Source organism: Saccharothrix sp. HUAS TT1 (assembly GCF_040744945.1).
Taxonomy (GTDB): domain Bacteria; phylum Actinomycetota; class Actinomycetes; order Mycobacteriales; family Pseudonocardiaceae; genus Actinosynnema.
The window spans coordinates 3,235,867-3,254,023 of the sequence record NZ_CP160453.1 but is presented as its reverse complement, the minus strand read 5'-3'; the positions used below and the strand labels follow the sequence as shown (position 1 = coordinate 3,254,023).

Here is an 18,157-nt window from a genome sequence, read left to right as displayed (position 1 = left end):
CTGTCACACCTCAGGCGGCCTGGTCGTGGCCGTTTCCGGTCCCGGCCGACTCCGGGTCGCCCCGGTGACCCAGCCGCCACCACGACCGCCTGGTCGACGTCGTCCGCCTGCCGACGCGGTACTGGGCGGCGTCTTCGCGCAGCGCGGTCTGCCGGTAGTCGATCTCCGCCTGCAAGGACTCGGGCGTCCACTCCATGACCTGCTCCTCGTGTCGTCAGCTTCTCTCTGGTGACACGAAGAGTCGTCCTGAGGGGCGGAGGCGGGCATCGGTCGTTCACGTGCGTTGAGGAGGTGGTTCCCTTACCCGCCGCCGTAAGGGGTGGCAGACGGCGGGTAAGGGATGCCTCAGGTGAGCGTCAGAGCACGTCGGAGACCCCTCAGCAGGCCCCCAGGTCGCGCCAGACACCCCATTCGCCGGTCGTGCCGGGCTCGTCGCCCTGCGTCCACCACTTCGCCTGCCAGCGCTTGCCCGCGTGCGAGACCTCGTTGCCGCCGTTGTAGACCTTGGTGCGGTCCCACCCGGGGACGGTGCAGCTCGGCCGGTCGGTCGTGGTCGTCGTGGTCGTGGTGGTGGTGGTGTCGGTCGGGTCCGGGCCGCCGGTCCCGCCGCGCGGGTGGTCGGAGGCGATGGCGTAGGACTTGCCGCCGAAGGTGAGCTTGAAGTTCGACGGCGACGCGATCGGCAGCTGGTAGCTCAGCGCGACGTCCACCGACGCGCCGGGCGCCAGCGGCTGCCAGGACGGCAACGTCAGCTCGACGTGCTGGAAGTCGCCCTTGAGGCCGCCGACGTTGCTGCCCGAGTGGCCCTTGGAGGTCACCCGCAGGCCGAAGCCGGACTGGTCGGCCATGCTGCCCGGCGCGCTGGTGCCGTAGTCGAACTCGATCTTCGTGCCGCCCGGCAGGGTGGTGGTCGAGTTGTTGGTCAGCTTCAGCTTCGGCGTGATGGGGTAGTTGCTGTCGCCGAGCGCGAACCCGGAGACGGTGGCGCTGACGTTCAGCACGTCGGCGGGCACGGGGCCGTTGGCCTTGCGGTTGCCGTAGGGCGCCGCGCCGCGCAGGCCGTCATTGATCTTGGTGAGCAGGGTGTCGCCGACGGTGTACTGGCCCTTGGCGCCGTCGAAGCGGTAGTCGCCCGCCAGCTCCCAGATCATGATGCCGCCGAGGCCCTTGTCCGCCACGTACTTCGCCTTGGCGGCGATGGACTGCTCGTCCTCAGTGGACAGGAACACCTTCTTCTCCGCGTTCCACAGCCACGGCGAGGTGAGGGTGCTGTCGTAGAACCGGTTGTACGAGCCGGAGATCCGGTCGGCCGGGTCGTTCGCCGGGTCCAGGCCGTGCTGCGCCAGGTAGTCCGGCGTGATCTCGTTCTCCAGGTTCTTGGCGTGCCACATGGGGTTCACGCCGGAGGGCACCTCCGCGCCGCCCGCGGTCGAGTCGTGCCACAGGTTGTCGATGCCGATCGCGCCGTTGCCGCACGGGGTGGTCGAGCCGACGTTGGACCCGGTGCCGGGCGGGCACTTCGCCTGGTCGGGCAGCGCCGCGCGGCCCCACAGGCCGTTCGTGCCGCCGGTGACGCCCTGCCAGCCGCGGCTGTAGAACGGGACGCCGATGTTGATCCGCCCGGCCTGCATCGCGCCGCGGTAGTAGTGGTAGGCCCAGTCGGTGTTCAGGTAGCCCATGCCCTCGTACTGCGGCGCGGTGTAGACGCCGCCCGCGGCCAGCTCGCCGTCCTTGCCGTCGTCGTAGAGCGCGGCGTTCGGGCCGACGAAGTGGTTCCACGAGCCGTGCAGGTCGTAGCTCATCACGTTCAGGTAGTCGAGGTAGCGGGTGACCTGGTAGGCCTCCTGGCCGCGCAGCAGCCAGCCCGAGGCGGGCACGGCGGCGGTCAGCAGGTAGTGCTTGCCGTCCTGCTGCGAGGCGCGGTCCAGCTTCTCCCGCAGCGTCTTCATGATCTTCTCGTAGCCCGCCCACAGCGTGCCGCGGTTGGCGTTGGAGATCCAGAAGTCGTCCGGGTTGCCCGCGTGGTTGTTCGAGGTGGCGTACTCGTAGTCGATGTCGACGCCGTTGAACCCGTACTTGCGGATGAACTCGACGGCGGAGTCGGCGAACGAGTCCACCGCGGACTGCGGTTGCGCGCCGAGCTTGTAGAACCCGCCGGACGCGTTGCGCGTGCCGTCGGCGTTGAGGAAGCCGCCGGTCTCCGCCCAGCCGCCGACCGAGATCAGCGTCTTCACGTTCGGGTGCTGCTTCTTGTACTTGTTGAGCAGGTTGAAGTGGCCCTTGTAGGGCAGGGACGGGTCGGGGGCGACGCCGGGCCAGGTCATGCCGGTGGAGGGGTTGTCCGGGCCGTCGGGGCCGACGGAGACCCGGTTCTGCGCGTCGATGTGGGCGAACGCGTAGTTGAGGTGCGTGACCTTGTCCCACGGGATGTCGGACGCGAGGTAGGCGGGCGCGCCGTTGCGGCCCGTGCGCCAGCTGGTGAAGTAGCCGATGACGCGGCGGGAGTGGCCGGCGCCCAGCGACTCGCGGCCCTCGGTGTCGTAGGTCGAGCAGTACGGGACGGCGACGCCGGGGGTCTGGTAGAGGCCGTCGGGACGGCACTCCTCCCCCGCGGCGGCAGCGGTCGACGGCGACGGGGACGCGACGGCGACCACTAGTCCGGCCACCGTGGCGAGCAAGGCCACGAGCGGCGACAACCTGGTTCTCTTGCGCACTACCAGCACACCTCCTGCACGGGGCGGCGGCCACGACGCAGCTACTGGAAGGTAGATAGGTCTAGACCTCTGTGTCAATAGGTCCAGACCACTCAACCGATCACGACGGGGCCGGGGGTGAGCGGACCTCGGCGCGCCGTCGGGCGGCGGTCAGACGGCGGTCGTGGCGCGGGACCTGGCCAGGCGTTCCCGGACCTGGTCGGCCTCCGGCGCGTCCAGCTCGGTGAACAGCGCCAGCGCCCGCTGCCAGTGCGCCACCGCGCCCGGCACCCCCTGCCGGTCGAACACCGTCGCCAGCCGGTCGTGCGCCATCGCCTGGTGGTACGGGCTGGCCGCGGCCGAGGCGACCGACAGCGCCGTGCGCGCCGCCGTCACCGCCTCCGCGCCCTCCCCCGACTCCAGCAGCACCATCGCCAGGTCCGTGTGGCAGGTCGACTCACCGCACTGCTCGCCGACCTCCCGGTACATCGCCACCGCCGCGCTCAGCCACGTCCTGGCCTCGTCGTACCGCCGCGACTTCAGGTGCAGCATCCCGAGGTTGTGGTGCGCGTTGGCCTCGGCGAACCGCGACCCGGCCGCCCGGCTGACCTCCAGCGCCGCCCGGTAGGACGCCTCCGACTCGTCCACCCGCCCGAGGAACTGCAGCAGGTCCCCGACCGTGGTCAGCGCCCGCGCCTGCGCGTTCACGTCGCCCGACGCCCGCGCCACCTCCAGCGCCTCCCGGTGCCGGGCCAGCGACTCGTCCATCCGCTGGAACTGGGCCAGCGCGAGCCCCAGGTTGAACAGCATCACGAACTTCGCCGCCGGGTCGCCGAGCGCCGTGGCCGCCTGCAGCGCCGCCTCGGTGGTGCGCAGCCACGTCGTCCGGTCCGCCCGCAGCCAGAAGAACCGCGACAGCGTGTACGGCAGCTGCCACGCGTGCACCAGCCACCCCTCGGCGGCGGCCAGCTCGGCGGCGGCGACGATGTTGGCCTGCTCGGCGTCCAGCCAGGCGATCGCGTCGGCCGAACCGGTCAGCTTCGGCACGTCGACGGGCACGTGCTCGGGCGCGACCGGCACGCTGCCGCGGCCCACCGGCAGCAGGCCGTCGGCCAGGTCCGCGCAGTGCAGGTAGTAGTCGAGCACCCGGCTGGTCGCGTCGCGCCGCTCCGCCGCGGGCAGCTCGGCGGCCAGCGTCCGGGTGTAGACCCGCACCAGGTCGTGCGCGCCGTACCGGCCGGGTTCGTTGACCGACAGCAGGTTCGCCGCCGTCAACGCGTCCAGCGCGCGCTGCGCCTCGCCCAACCGCACCCGGCCCATGGCGGCCACCGCGAACGCCGTCACGTCCGGCCCGGGGTGCAGCCCCAGCAGCGCCAGCAGCCGCGCGGGCAGCGGCGACAGCGCCCGCCGCGACGCGTCCAGCGCCGCCCGCACCGTGGAGTCCTCGTCCTCCAGGCCCAGCGCGGCCAGCCGGCCGTGCTCGTCGTCCAGCTCGGCGACCAGCTCGGCCACCCGCAGCGCCGGCGCGACCGCCAGCCGGGCCGCGGCGATCCGCAGCGCCAGCGGCAGCCCGTCGCACAGCACGGCCAGCCGGCGCAGCGCGGCGGCCTCCGTGCCGTCCCGCCCGGCGACCCGGCTGACCACGGCCACCGCCGCGTCCGGCTCCAGCATGTCCAGCTCGACCAGCCGCGCCTCGGCGTGCGCGACCAGCCCGACCAACCGCCGGCGGGACGTCACCAGCACGCACGACGGCGGGCCGGGCAGCAGCGGCAGCAGCTCGGTCGAGCCGCGGGCGTTGTCCAGCATCACCACCATCCGCCGGTCCGCGATGAGCGTGCGGAACAGCGCCGACCGCTCCTCCACCGTCACCGGGAGGTCCGGCGACGGCACGCCCAGCGTGCGCAGGAACCGGCTCAGCACCTCCCCCGCGCCCAGCGGCTCCCGGTTCGGGTCGAAGCCGTGCAGGTCGACGTACAGCTGGCCGTCCGGGAAGTCCTCGCGCACCCGCTGCGCCCAGTGCAGGGCCAGCGCGGTCTTGCCGACACCGGCGGGACCCGTGACGACGAGCACCAGCCCGCCCTGCGGGTACTCGGCCAGCAGCCCGTCCAGCCGGGCCAGCTCGTCGTCGCGGCCGATCAGCGTCGCCGCGACCCGCGGCAGCTGCGCGGGCGTGATGGCGGGCGCCGGGTCACCGGCCGGGCGCAGCGCCATCGGCCGGGTCGGGCGCTCCGGCTCGGGGTCCTCGCCCGCCAGCACGGCCTGCTGGAGCTTGCGCAGCTCCGGGCCGGGCTCGACGCCGAGCTCCTCGATCAGCACCCGCCGCGCCTCGCGGTAGGCGGCCAGCGCCTCGGCCTGCCGACCCGCCTGGCACAACGCCCGCATCAGCAGGCCGTGGCCGCGTTCCCGCAGCGGGTGCTCGCCGACCAGCGTGGTCAGCGACGGCACCAGCTCCGCGCCGCGCCCGATCAGCAGCAGCAGCTCGGCCCGCTCCTCCTGCACCGCGAGCCTGCGCTCGGCCAACCGGCCGCGCTCGACCTCGGCGAACAGGCCCGCGACGCCGCCCAGCGGCTCACCGCGCCAGCGGTCGAGGGCCTCGTCCAGCGCGGCGGCGGCGGCGACCAGGTCGCCGGACGCGCGCAGCCGGGCCGCCGCGACCACGCCGCGCTCGAACTCGTCCAGGTCGACGGCGGTCGGGTCGACCCGCAGCAGGTAGCCGTCGCCGACCGAGGTCAGCAGCTCGGCCGGGGTGCGCGGGGCGCGGCTGGGCTCCAGCGCGCGGCGCAGCCCGGCCACGTAGGTCTGCACCAGGTTGACCGCGCTGGTGGGCGTGTTGTCGCCCCACACCGCCTCGATGATCTGGTCGCGGCTGACCGGGGTGTTGCGGGCCAGCAGCAGCACCGCCAGCACGGCACGCTGCTTGGCGGCGCCGAGGTCCACCTCCCCGCCGCCGCGCACCGCCCGGAGCAGGCCGAGCACCTCGAACCGCAAGCGCTCGTCGTCGCCGTCTGCCACCGACCGATCCTTCACCGAGGGTTGAGCCCGGGACAGAGCCTAGGCAATCACTCCAGTCCGGCTCCAGTCGTCCTGTAGCCGCATTCTTACGCTAAGCGTGTCCGATCAACCACACAGGGCGAACCCCGGTGGGGGAGGTTGGACCAGACAGCGGAACATCCGCTGCTCTCCCTGAACGACGAGGGCAGGCCGGCGTGCAAGGGGCATCCAGCCCGCGGCGGCGGAACGCCGGCCCGCCCTCGTCCCCAGCTCCTCCGGAGCCGGGCCACCCGGTAGGGGGTGACCCGGGTCCACTGCCCTCCCCCCAGTGGAAGGGGCCGCGACCGGGACCGAACCCCCGGACGCGGCCCCTTCGACGTTCCCGGGGTCAGGCGACCTCCTCCAGCTCGCGCGGTTCGACCGCGGCGACCGCCCTGCGCCGCCGGCGCAGCACCACCACGACGGCGACCACGGCCGCGACGCCCATCAGGCCCCACATCGCGCCGTTGAAGACCGACTCGACGTACTTCGCCGACGCGCCCGCGGCCGAGCCGATGCCGATGTGCAGCGCCGACCAGCTCACCGCGCCCGCGATCGACGCGGGCAGGAACCGGCGGTACTCCAGCTTCGACGCACCCGCCGACGCGGGCACCAGGGTGCGCACCACCGGCATGAACCGGGCGAAGAACACCGCCCACGCGCCGCGCCTGCGCAGCAGCGCGCCCGCCTTGTCCCAGTGCTCCTGGCCGAGCTTGCGCACCACCTTGCTGTCGCGCAGCCGGTCGCCGTAGCGGCGGCCGAGGAAGTAGCCGATGCTGTCGCCCACCACCGCGCACACCGACACGACCAGCCACATGACCAGGAACCGGGACGCGCTGGTGACCGTGGTCGCGGCCAGCAGCAGCGCGCTCTCGCCCGGCGCGATGAAGCCGACCCCCAACGTGCACTCCGCCAGCGTCAACGCGCCCGTCACCGCCAGCACGGCGGGTTGGGGCAGACCGGCGAGCCCTTCCAGGGCGTCGGTCAGCAAGGCCATGGTTCTTCCCCCTGTGGATCACGACGAGCACCGGTGTGCAGGCTAGGGGGAGTCCACCGCAACCACGCCGCCGGGCGCATCGGACCGGGGGCTGACCCGCACCCGACCTCGGTCGTACGGGTGGGCGGTCGAAAGTCAGGGGCGCACCCCGGGGGAAATGACCGGATTCAGCGCGAGTCGAATGCGCCGTGCTTGGCGGTGCCGACGAAACGCGACCACTGCGTGAAACCGAAGTCCAACGCGCCGCCGGTTCGGTTCTTCGAATCGCGGACGCCCGCGCCGACGCGGTCGAGCGCGATTTCCACGCACTCCGGACCGCCCGCTGACGAACGCGTGCTCTTGCGCCACTGGCGTTGCATGGCCGCTCACCTCGGGTTCAGGCCAGCCCGCGCGCCACCCGCCCGATCAGCGCGAACGAGGCGGACGGGTCGAGCGACGCGGCGCTGAGCCGTGCGAACATGTCGGAATACCGGGCGACGTCCGCGGGTTGTTCCCAATAGACATCGCCTTTCGGGCTTTCGATGTATACCACGGCCGGATCCGACTGCTCGGCGAACGTCAGGATCACGAACGGGCCGTCCATCGCGGCGTGACCGCCGGACTCGAAAGTGGCCACCTGAAGGGTGATGTTCGGCAGTTCTTCGACTTCGAGGAGTCGTCGCAACTGCTCCGCCATCACCTCCCGGCCGCCGACCAGCCGGCGCAGCGCGGCCTCGTCGACGACCGCGTGCAGGTGCAGCGGGTCGTCCTCCAGCAGCAGCGCCTGGCGCGCCTTGCGCAGCTGGACCCGGCGGTCCACCTCGGCCGGTTCGGCGTCCGGCAGCACGGCCCGGATCAACGCCCTGGTGTAGCCCTCGCTCTGGAGCAGGCCGGGGACCATCAGGCCCTGGTAGGTGCGCACCGAGTCGGCGTCGGCCTCGAACCCGACGTACCGGCCGGGCGCGACGTCGCCGAACTCGTCCCACCACGCCCGGCGGCGCGCCTCGCGGGCCAGCTGCACCAGCTCGTCCAGCGTCGCCGGCGGCGCGCCGTAGGCGGTGAGCATGTCGCGGACGTCGCGCGGGGTGACGCCGACCCGGCCGGTCTCGATCCGGCTGATCTTGGAGGCGGAGCACTCCAGCCGCCGGGCGACGTCCTCGATGGTGAGGTCGGCGGCCTCGCGCAGCCTGCGCAGCTCGCTGACCAACCGGCGCTTGCGCAGCGTCGGGCTGCTGCCCCGTGCCATGGGCACACCTTTCGTCGGCGCGTCCCCGCCCGGGGACCGGAGCCCAGTCTCGGGCCGCCGGCGAACGGAGCAAAGGGCCGTCATCCATTCGTGTACTGCAACTTGCAGTCGGCCGGGAGGCGGTCGCAGGCTGCGGTGACCAACCCCCACCCCCGGAAGGAGCGCTGAAGGTGTCCACCACCGTCTTCAGCCAGCTCGACCGCTCGCTGCGCGAGCACCTGGCCACGCTGGTCCGGCTGGCCTCGACCGGGGACGACGAGACCGCCGTCGAACTGGCCCGCTGCGAGCTGCCGCGGGTGGTGGCCGCGGTCAGGGCGCTGCTCGACGAGCACACCCCGGACGACCACGGCCGCTGCCCGACCTGCCGGACCCGCCGGACCCGCCGGTGGAGCCGCCGGCTGCCCTCGCCGTGCCGCGCCTACCTGGGCGCGCAGCTGGCGCTGACGGTGGCGGGCGACGAACCGTCCGGCAACCACCGCAGGCACCTGCACAGCGTCGGCTAGCCACCCGACGCCCTGACCGGCACGCGTCCCAGCCGTGCCCCGACCAGCGCCGATCCGCCGCGCACAGGGCCTCCCCCGCGCCTCAAACCGGGGAGCCGGCCCCACGAGTGGCCGTCCGGTCGCCGGGAGTCGACGCCCGCCGACCCCTGGCAGCCGATCCCCGGCGACCGGGCGGCGGGCGTCGGACCGCGCGAAGCGCGAGCGGTCAGAGCCGGACCGGTTCCAGGCCGTCCCGCTCCGGGTCCACCAGGTACACCCGCGCCGCCGAGATGTCGAAGTACATCCCGACCAGCCGCAGCGACCCCGTCGCCACCGCCTCCCGCACGCTCGGGTACGCCAGCAGGTTGTCCAGCTGCTGCGCGACGTTGGCCACCGCCAGCCGCTCCACCACCGGCAGGTCGGACTCGCCCGCGTGGAACCGGACCAGGCTCGGCTCCACCGCCTTCAGCCACGAGTGCAGCTGCGAACCCGGCCGCGTCGAGCCCTGCACGACGGCCTTCATCGCGCCGCAGTCGGAGTGGCCGCACACCGCGATCGTCTCGACCGCCAGCGCCTCGACCGCGTACTCGATGGCCGCGCCGACCGAGTCGTCACCGCCGGGCGGCACGAGGTTGCCGATGTTGCGCACGCAGAACAGGTCGCCCGGCCCGCTGGTGGTGATCAGGTTCGGCACCACCCGGGAGTCGGCACAGGTGATGAACAGCTGGCGCGGGCGCTGCCCCCGCGCGGCCAGCTCCGCCAGGAACGGGCGGACCAGCGGCGCGGTGGTGCGCTCGAACTCGCGCATGCCGCGGATCATCGGGTCGGCGTCCGGGCGCGGCCGGGGCAGGGTGACGGCGCGGTGGCGCTGCCAGTGCGACCACGGCGCGAACCAGCGCGGCAGCGGCGACAGCGGCGTCTTGCGCAGCGCGGGGATGCCCCGGGTGGCCTTGCTGAACCAGGTGTCGTGCACCTCGTCCACCTCGACGTGGCCGCCCAGCCGCTCGTAGCCGGCGCGCCAGTCGTCGATCGCCTCGTAGGCGCCGTGGTCGAGGAAGTCGATGTGCAGCTCCAGCACCACGCGCTGGCCCAGCGGGATGGCGCGCAGCCCGCGCACCAGCCGCCCGGCGCCGAGGAACACCAGCGAGCCGCGGATCACCACGCGCCAGCCGTCCGGCTCCTGCTCGACGCGCACCGAGGCGCGGGTCAGCCGGTGCAGCGACCGCAGCGCCGCCGCCGCGACGCCCAGCAGCACGCCCTCCACCAGCCCGAGCGCCAGCACGCCCAGCGCGGTGACCGCGTAGGCGGTGAACTCGCCGTGCCGCCACAGCGCGCGCATCCGGCGCACGCTCACCAGCCGCACGCCGACCACCAGCAGCACGCCGGCCAGCGCGGCCAGCGGGATCAGCTCCAGCACCGAGCCCAGCGCGAGCACGAACACCGCGATCCACAGGCCGTGCAGCACGGTCGAGGCGCGGGTGCGGGCGCCGGCGGCGACGTTGGTCGAGCCGCGGGTGACGCCGCCGGACAGCGGCAGCCCGCCCAGCGCGCCCGAGACGACGTTGGCGGTGCCCTGGGCGATCAGCTCCCGGTCGAGGTCGGCGCGCGGCCCCGCGTGCAGCTTGTCGACCGCGACGGCGGACAGCAGCGACTCGGCGCTGGCGACCAGGGCGACGGTGAGCACCGCGAACGCGATCCCGGCGAACCCGCCGGACGGCAGTTCCGGCAGCACGAACTGGCCGAGCGGGTCGCCGGGCAGGTCGACCCGGGCCACGTCCAGGCCGGTCGTGGCCAGCGTCGCGACCAGCACGGCCACCAGCGGCGCGGGCACGACGGCGGCGCGCGGCACCCTGGGCCACAGCACCAGCGCGGCCACCGCGAGCGAGCCGACGAGCACGGCCGACCACCGCACCTCGTCGGTGAAGGCCCGGACCAGGTTCTCCGGCACGGACGTGGCCGCCGCGCCGCCGAGCACGACGGTCAGCTGGCCGATCGCGATGCTCAGGCCGATGCCGGCCAGCATCCCGTGCACCACGGCGGGCGAGAGGGAAAGCGCGACCCGGCCGAGCTTGGCCAGGCCGAACGCGACCTGGACGCAGCCGGCGGCGAGCGTGATGGCCGCCGTGGCGGCCCAGCCGTACTCGGCGATCACGCCGCCGATGATCAGCACCAGGCCGGTGGCGGCCCCGCTGACCTGCAGCGGGGCCCCGGACAGGGAACCCGCCACGATGCCGCCGACGGCCGAGGAGATCAGCCCGGCCATCAGCGGCGCGCCGGTCGCGGCGGCGACGCCGAGCGAGAGCGGCACGGCGATCAGGAACACCACCACCGAGGCGGGCAGGTCGTGCCGCAGCACGGTGGCGAGGCGGCCCGGGGGGCCTGCCGTGGTGTGCTCGCCGGCGTGGGACTTGTTGGGGCGTGGTCGGTTCACGTCGTCGGTCCTTTCAGGAACGGGGTATCGCCCCGCGCGGGCGCGCGGGGTGTCGTCGTTGCGGAGGAGGCGTGCCTACGACCCGGTTAAGGGCGGCAGCGGGCGCGGCCAGGGGGCGTCGAGTCCGGCGAGTCGGAACCCGGCCCCGGCGCGGTGGTGGGTGGTCGCCACGGTGGCACCTCCGTGTCGGCACAGGGGACGTGTCGGCACAGCCCGCGTCGCACAGGTCGCGTCCACACCATGATGACGAGGATGCGCGCCGGCTGACAGCGGATACACCCGGTCGTGTTGATCAAGCGGGGGCTGTCACACCTGGTGACGCGCTCAGCGGCCGACCGCCGCGTAGGCGCGCCCGACCGCGACCGCACCGCCGCACAGTCCGATGAGGACGGCCGCGACGTGCCCGACGGCGGGGAACTCGGGCACCGCGCCGAACCAGTCGGCGCCCAGGAGCGGGAACGCCACGAGGAGCGCCAGCCACGGCGCGCGCAGCACCGGCGGCCCCAGCACGGTGATGGCGCCGGCCGCGGTGAACGCCACGTAGCCGGCGCCGACGTCGACCACGGTGGTCAGGTCGGTCGGATAAGCACCCGAAGAGATGACGGCGGCGGTGCTGAGCGCCGCGCCGACGTGGCCGAGGAGGACCACCGCGACCGCGCGCCACGGCCCGACCTCGCGCTCCAGGGCGCCGAGGCACACCGCGACCCCGACCACGGCCAGACCGGTCCACAGCAGACCGTCGCCGACGGGGTCGAGGACGAACGCGCTGCCCAGCAGCGCGTTGACCGGGTGGTCGGCGAGGTTCGCCGCGTTCGTGCTGAGCGAGGAGCGCACCTGCGCCGACATCCCGTCGGCGAACACGAACCGCATGAGCAGCGCGAGCCCCGCCACGGCCGACAGGTAGCCGGCCGTGACGGGGTTCCGGCGGAAGTGCTCACGCACCCGGCCATGATGGGAGCAACGGCGTCAGGCGTCCACTTGGGACCTGTCACCCGACCAGCGGGTGTGGAAGCTGCCCTCCCGGTCGGTGCGGCGGTAGGTGTGCGCGCCGAAGAAGTCGCGCAGCCCCTGGATGAGCGACGCGGGCAGGCGCTCGGAGCGCAGCCCGTCGTAGTAGGCCAGGGCGGACACGAACCCCGGCGCGGGCACGCCCGCGGTCACCGCCTTCACCACGACCCGCCGCCACGCCGCCTCGGCCGACCGGACCGCGTCGCGGAAGTAGTCGTCCACGAGCAGCGACGCAAGCTCGGGCGCCTTGTCGTACGCCTCGCGGATGCGGTCCAGGAACCGGGCGCGGATGATGCAGCCACCGCGCCAGATCGTGGCCATCGCGCCCAGGTCGAGGTCCCAGCCGTACTCGGCGCTCGCCGCGCGCATCTGGTCGAAGCCCTGCGCGTAGGCGACCACCTTCGACGCGTACAGCGCCTGCCGCACGTCCTCGACCAGCGACTCGTCCGGGTCCCCGACGACCTCGGCCGACCCGAACGCCGACCGCACCGCCGCGCGCTGGCCCGCCCGGCCGGACAGCGAGCGGGCGAACACCGCCTCGGCGATGCCGGTCACCGGGACGCCCAGCTCCAGCGCCTCCTGCACGGTCCAGCGGCCGGTGCCCTTCTGCTCGGCCTCGTCGGCGATCACGTCGACCAGCGCCGCGCCGGAGTCGGCGTCCACGTGGGCCAGCACCTCGGCGGTGATCTCGACCAGGTAGGACTCCAGGTCGCCGGTGTTCCAGCCGCGGAACACCTCGGCGACCTCGGCGGGCGCCAGGCCGCCGACCCGGTGCAGCAGGTCGTACGCCTCGGCGATGAGCTGCATGTCGGCGTACTCGATGCCGTTGTGCACCATCTTCACGAAGTGCCCGGCCCCGTCCGGCCCGACGTGCACGCAGCACGGCACGCCGTCGACCTTCGCGGCGATGTCCTCCAGCACCGGTCCGAGGTGGGAGTAGGACTCCCGCGACCCGCCGGGCATGATCGACGGGCCGTTGAGCGCGCCCTCCTCGCCGCCGGAGATGCCCGCGCCGACGAAGTGCAGCCCGGCCTCCTTGAGCGCGGCCTCGCGGCGGCGGGTGTCGGCGTAGTGGGCGTTGCCGCCGTCGATCACCATGTCGCCGGGCTCCAGCAGGGGCACCAGCTCGTCGATGACGGCGTCGGTCGGCCCGCCCGCCTTGACCATGATGATGATCTGGCGCGGCGTCTGGAGGCTCGCGACCAGCTGTTCCAGCGTCTCGGAGGGCACGAAGTCGCCTTCGTGGCCGTGGTCGGCGATCAACGCCTTGGTGCGCGCGTGGCTGCGGTTGTGCACTGCGACGCGGTAGCCGTGCCGGGCCAGGTTGCGCGCCAGGTTGCTGCCCATGACGGCGAGCCCCGTGACGGCGATCCGCGCGGGTGCCTCGGAGGTGTTCATCCGCCAAGCCTGCCCCACGCGCGCGCTCTCGCGCACCTGTGCGCCACCCCTGTTCGTTCGGTGCTCGGGACCCGGCCGCGCGACCTGTAACATCGTGAAACGCTGGTGGAACACAGGGGGCGCGAATGGCCAGGGCGACGGTGCGTGACGTGGCACGGGCGACCGGGCTGTCGATCGCCACGGTGTCACGGGTGCTCAACGGCCAGGCCAACGTCGCCGAGCACACCCGCGAGCTGGTGCTCCAGGCCGTCGCCGGGCTCGGCGCGCAGGCGCCGCGCCCCCGCGGCGCGAAGCCGACCGGCCCCATCTACGTGCGCTGCCCGTACCTGCTGACCGACTACTTCGGCCTGATCGTGACCAGCGCGGTCGAGACGCTGGCCCTGCACCACCGGCAGGTCGTGCTGAGCGCGGGCGTGTCGGCGCAGCGCGCCTCCGTGCTGCCCGGCCTGACGACCAGGTCGGACGTGGGCGGCGCGATCCTGATCCTGCCGCCCGAGCCCGCCGAGGAGCTGGTCCGGCTGCGGGACCGCCGGTTCCCGTTCGTGGTGGTGGACCCGCGCACCGAGCTGCCGCGCGACGTGGCGTCGGTGTCGGCGGCGCACTTCGCGGGCGCGCGGCGGCTGATGGCGCACCTGGTCGAGCTGGGCCACCGGCGGATCGGGATCATCGGCGGCCCGGAGGACTGGCTGGCGGGCGACGGCAGGCTCGCGGGTTACGCGGCGGCGTTGTCCGACGTGGGCGTGCTGCCTTCGGCGGAGCTGCTGCGGCACGTCGACGAGCCGACGACGGAGAACGGCTACCTGGTGGCCCGCGACCTGCTCGACCTGGCGGACCGGCCGACGGCGCTGGTCGCGTTCAACGACAAGATGGCGGTCGGCGCGCTGCGGGCGGCCCGGGAGCGCGGCCTCGACGTGCCGCGCGACGTGTCGGTCGCCGGTTTCGACGACCTCGACCTGAGCCGGGCGACGCGGCCGGAGCTGACCACCGTGCGGCAGCCGTTGCAGGAGATGGGCCGGATGGCCGTGACGCTGCTGATGCGGCTGCTGGACCGGCACGAGCTGGAGGCGCTGCACGTGGAGCTGGCCACGGAACTGGTGGTCAGGGCGTCGACGGGGCCGGTTCCGCGCGGCTGACGCGTCGGCGTCCCCGCGCTTTTCACGGTCTTTACCGGGCTCGTCGCCCGACCTTGACACGGCCTTCGGCAGGCTTGTTTCCTTTCACGTGCGGAGAAGTTCCAGTTTTGTTCCAGTTTGTTCCAGCCTGCCGACCACCCCTGCCACAACGTCGTGAAAGGAGTCCGGGGTGCCCCATACCCACCGTCGGGCTTTCACCAGCGCCGGCATAGCCCTGATCACCGTCGCCGCCGCCCTCGCCGCCTCGCAGCCCGCCGCGGCGGCGGGCGAGACCGTGAACGTCTTCCTGACCACCACCTCCGACAGCGGCGGCCGCACGGTCACCCGCGGTCTCCAGCAGCAGCCGTCCGTCGCGTTCAGCGCGAACGGGGGCAGCGCGACCCACACCATCACCGTCAACGAGGGCACGACCTACCAGCAGTTCGAGGGCGGCGGCGCGTCGATCACCGACACCACCGCCTACCTGATGCGCGGCGGCCCGATCTCGGCCGCCACCCGGGACGCGGTGATGCGCAAGCTGTTCCACCCGGTCGACGGCATCGGCCTGTCGTTCGTGCGCAACCCGATCGGCGCGTCCGACCTGTCCCGGCCGGGCAACGTCTCGCTGGACGACACGTGCTGCGACCTCAACGACTGGGGCACGAACGGGTACGACACGAACGTGCGACTGCTGACCCAGCAGGCCAAGCAGCTCAACCCGCAGCTGCGGGTCAAGGGCGTGCCGTGGAGCGCGCCGGGCTGGATGAAGGACAACGGCCGGATGGACCAGATGGGCTGGCTCAAGTGGGAGTACGCCCCGATGTACGCCCAGTACTTCGTGAAGTACGTGCAGAGCTACCAGGCGGCGGGCATCCCGGTCGACTACGTGTCCGTGCAGAACGAGCCGAACTGCTGCCAGGCGTCCAACCCGACCGCGATGAACTACCCCGGCATGAGCTGGAACCCGGCGGGGCTGGCCGAGTTCACCAAGAACAACCTCTACCCGGCGTTCCGCGCGGCGGGCATCAACACCAAGGTGCTGGTGCACGACTGGAACTACGGCGACTACGCCAACTTCGGCTCCGGCGTGCTCAACGACGCCGCCGTGCGCAACGACCCGCTGTTCGGCGGCATCGCCTGGCACGGCTACTTCGGTGACCCGGCGGTCGGCACGCAGGTGCGCAACCAGTACCCGAGCGTGAAGCAGTTCAGCACCGAGCACTCCGGCGGCACGTGGATCTCGAACCAGCACAACGAGGACATGGCCGACATCGTCAACTACGCCCGCAACTGGAGCTCCAGCCTGGTGAAGTGGAGCCTGGCGCTGAACCAGAACATGGGTCCGCACAACGGCGGCTGCGGCACGTGCACCGGGCTGGTCACCGTGCAGGAGGGCGGCTCGCGGGCCGGTCAGGTCGACTACACGATCGAGTACTACACCACCGGTCACCTGACGAAGTTCGTCCGGCCGGGCGCCCACCGGATCGACTCGACCGCCAACGGCACGGTGCAGAACGTGGCGTGGCGCAACCCGGACGGCTCGAAGGCCCTCATCGCGCACAACGGCGGCACGTCGTCCCAGTCCGTCCGGGTGAACTGGGGCAACCAGTCGTTCACCTACACCCTGCCCGCCCGCACCACGGCGACGTTCACCTGGCAGGGCACGCCCGGCAACGGCGGTGGCAACGGCGGCGCCATCACCGGCCTGGCCGGCAAGTGCGTCGACGTCGCCGGCGCGAGCAGCGCCGACGGCGCGGCCGTCCAGCTGTACTCGTGCAACGGCACCGCGGCGCAGCAGTGGTCGCGACCCGGTGACGGCACGCTGCGGGCGCTGGGCAAGTGCCTCGACATCAAGGACCGCGGCACCGCCGACGGCGCGCAGCTGCAGCTGTGGAGCTGCGGTGGCGGGGCGAACCAGCAGTGGACCCACACCGCGGGCCGCGACCTGGTGAACCCGGCGACCGGCAAGTGCGTGGACGTCACCGGCAACAACAGCGCCGACGGCACGCGGCTGCAGATCTGGTCGTGCACCGGCGCGGCCAACCAGAAGTGGACCGTGGCCTGACCGCGGACCCGATCGCTGCGGGGTCCCGCTCCGCCGGGGCGGCTCCCCGGTGACAGCCGGCCGCGACGAGCGCGAGAGTCCAGGGCATGACACGACTCCTCGTGCTCGTCGCGGCCGTGCTGGCGGCGTGCCTGACCACACCCGAGGCGCACGCTTCCTGGACGTTGACCACCGCGCAGCGGCAGGCGTACCTGCACTACTACGCGCCCGTCATCCTCAAGAGGGGTGACGAGAACGACGGCAAGCAGGGCCGGGACTGGCTCGCGAACTTCGACTTCGACCGGGACGGCGCCTTCGCCACCAACCGGGCGAACTGGCGGCAGGTGCCGCAGTACGTCGCCGGGACCGCCGGGTACGAGCGGTGGCGCATCCGGCCCACCCTCTACACCGCGCTGCTGGAGTTCACCGAGAACGGCGGCAAGTCGCTGGTGCTGCTGTACCACGTGTACAACGCGGCGGACAAGGACGGCGACGAGATCCACGACTGGGAACGGGTGGAGGTGGTGGTGCGCGGGGTGACCGGCACGCCGGGCGGCGCGGGCGAGTCGTTCGGCAACGCCACCGTGACGCACCACAAGGACCACGTCATGCGGCGGTCCTACGACACCGACGTCAACTTCCTCCGGAGCGCCACCGGCCGGCACCTGCTGCTGTGGCAGGCCGACGAGAGCGACTTCGACCTGCCGGGCGCCGGTCCGCACGCGCACGAGCTGCGCTACGTCACCAACACGTGGGACTGGGTCTCGGGGCGGGTGGCGGCGGGCGCGAGCGCCGAGGTGAACATCTCCGGCGCGGGCGACAAGCGCAACGTGCACTACGCGTTCGTGCCGGAGGGCGCGGCGGACGCCGTGGCCGCGTTCGGCGCGGTGCCGCTGACCTGGGCCAACGCGTCATCCGCGGCGAGCCGCGTGGACAACGGGACCAAGGTGGCGTGGCCCGCGGTCAAGCGGCTGACCTACGAGTTGCAGGACCTGGCCGACATCGTGCCGACGCACTGGTCGCAGGGCGCCTGGCAGCCGCACTGGCTGGCCTCCGACGTGGTGGACGTGCGGTTCGAGACGCCCGCGCTCGGGATCGGGACGGGGGTGCAGCGGTTCCACACCCGGTCGCGCGACGACGCCGCGTCGGACCTCACGGACGGGCGCGAGGGCTACCTGTCGAAGGCGTGGTTCTTCGGCGCGTACTCGGCGGAGCTGGACGAGGACACGCCGTCCGGGTCGGACGACTTCGGCGGGTTCGCGGGCACGGGGTTGGACAGCTCGGGGCGGAGCCGGGGGGCGGTCAGCGGTGACCCGGGCTCGCACGGGGTCTACTGGCGGCAGCACGAGTACTTCGTGCACTCCGGCGGGGTGGACGACCGGGCGAGCCGCGAGGTGGGCACGTGGCTGCCGCCGGGCTGGCACCTGCCCGCCAACGGCGGCTTCGACGGCCGCTGGCACCCGCTGTTCGACGACCGACCGGCCGCGTGACGGCTGCCGGCCGACCGGCCGGCTGATCCGACTGGCCACCTGGCCAACCCGGCTGACCAACCCGGCTGACCACGGCAGCCGACCGAGCCGCGCGACCGACCGCAGCAGCCGATCCGGCCGGCTGACCGATTCGACCGGCCGACACCCGGTAGCCGACTCGCCGACCGGCCGGTACCCGGTAGCCGGCCCGCCGCCGCTCGACCAGCGGCGGGCCGGTACCGCGGAGCGCCCGCCGCCGCACGACCGG

Annotated in this window: 13 protein-coding genes; 4 read left to right on the top strand and 9 right to left on the bottom strand. The window is 73.2% G+C overall.

From position 1 onward, the window contains the following. Positions 1–10: 10 nt before the first annotated feature. From AB0F89_RS16040 to AB0F89_RS16015, 6 genes are all read right to left on the bottom strand, one after another. Positions 11–196, bottom strand: a complete 186-nt coding sequence (locus tag AB0F89_RS16040; RefSeq protein WP_367136940.1) for a hypothetical protein — start codon at positions 194–196, stop codon at positions 11–13. Between the two features lie 181 nt (positions 197–377). Continuing rightward, on the bottom strand, positions 378–2,714 hold the full coding sequence (locus tag AB0F89_RS16035) for a glycosyl hydrolase family 18 protein (RefSeq protein WP_367136939.1): 2,337 nt from the start codon (positions 2,712–2,714) through the stop codon (positions 378–380). A gap of 150 nt (positions 2,715–2,864) precedes the next feature. After that, positions 2,865–5,705, bottom strand: coding sequence for a BTAD domain-containing putative transcriptional regulator (locus tag AB0F89_RS16030; protein WP_367136937.1), 2,841 nt, complete (start codon positions 5,703–5,705; stop codon positions 2,865–2,867). Positions 5,706–6,072: 367 nt separating this feature from the next. Then, positions 6,073–6,720 (bottom strand): DedA family protein, encoded by a 648-nt coding sequence (locus AB0F89_RS16025; RefSeq protein ID WP_367136935.1) that lies wholly within the window; start codon positions 6,718–6,720, stop codon positions 6,073–6,075. A 167-nt stretch (positions 6,721–6,887) separates the two neighbouring features. Beyond that, positions 6,888–7,079, bottom strand: a complete 192-nt coding sequence (locus AB0F89_RS16020; protein WP_367136933.1) for a DUF397 domain-containing protein — start codon at positions 7,077–7,079, stop codon at positions 6,888–6,890. A gap of 17 nt (positions 7,080–7,096) precedes the next feature. After that, entirely contained in the window at positions 7,097–7,945 is an 849-nt protein-coding gene (locus AB0F89_RS16015; protein ID WP_367136931.1) for a helix-turn-helix domain-containing protein, read from the bottom strand. A 170-nt stretch (positions 7,946–8,115) separates the two neighbouring features. Between AB0F89_RS16015 and AB0F89_RS16010 the strand changes: the two genes are divergently transcribed. Beyond that, positions 8,116–8,448 carry a hypothetical protein gene (locus AB0F89_RS16010; protein ID WP_367136930.1) on the top strand — a complete coding sequence of 111 codons (333 nt, stop codon included), beginning with the start codon at positions 8,116–8,118 and terminating at the stop codon, positions 8,446–8,448. Positions 8,449–8,653: 205 nt separating this feature from the next. Here the strand turns inward: AB0F89_RS16010 and AB0F89_RS16005 are convergent, their stop codons facing one another. From AB0F89_RS16005 to gndA, 3 genes are all read right to left on the bottom strand, one after another. Further along, a complete protein-coding gene (locus AB0F89_RS16005; protein ID WP_367136928.1) occupies positions 8,654–10,858 on the bottom strand; it encodes a SulP family inorganic anion transporter in 2,205 nt (734 codons plus the stop codon). 324 nt (positions 10,859–11,182) lie between these two features. Further along, positions 11,183–11,800, bottom strand: coding sequence for a rhomboid-like protein (locus AB0F89_RS16000; RefSeq protein ID WP_367136926.1), 618 nt, complete (start codon positions 11,798–11,800; stop codon positions 11,183–11,185). 24 nt (positions 11,801–11,824) lie between these two features. Then, positions 11,825–13,264: an NADP-dependent phosphogluconate dehydrogenase gene (gene gndA, locus AB0F89_RS15995; protein WP_367136924.1), complete on the bottom strand. Its 1,440-nt coding sequence runs from the start codon at positions 13,262–13,264 to the stop codon at positions 11,825–11,827. 149 nt (positions 13,265–13,413) lie between these two features. On the opposite strand from gndA, the gene AB0F89_RS15990 reads away from it, so the two are divergent. The 3 genes from AB0F89_RS15990 (at position 13,414) to AB0F89_RS15980 (ending at position 17,910) form a co-directional block, all read left to right on the top strand. Further along, complete coding sequence (locus AB0F89_RS15990; protein WP_367136922.1) at positions 13,414–14,397, top strand: LacI family DNA-binding transcriptional regulator; 984 nt, start codon at positions 13,414–13,416, stop codon at positions 14,395–14,397. A 169-nt stretch (positions 14,398–14,566) separates the two neighbouring features. Further along, positions 14,567–16,441: a ricin-type beta-trefoil lectin domain protein gene (locus tag AB0F89_RS15985; protein ID WP_367136920.1), complete on the top strand. Its 1,875-nt coding sequence runs from the start codon at positions 14,567–14,569 to the stop codon at positions 16,439–16,441. A gap of 86 nt (positions 16,442–16,527) precedes the next feature. Continuing rightward, entirely contained in the window at positions 16,528–17,910 is a 1,383-nt protein-coding gene (locus tag AB0F89_RS15980; RefSeq protein ID WP_367136919.1) for a hypothetical protein, read from the top strand. Positions 17,911–18,157: the final 247 nt, after the last annotated feature.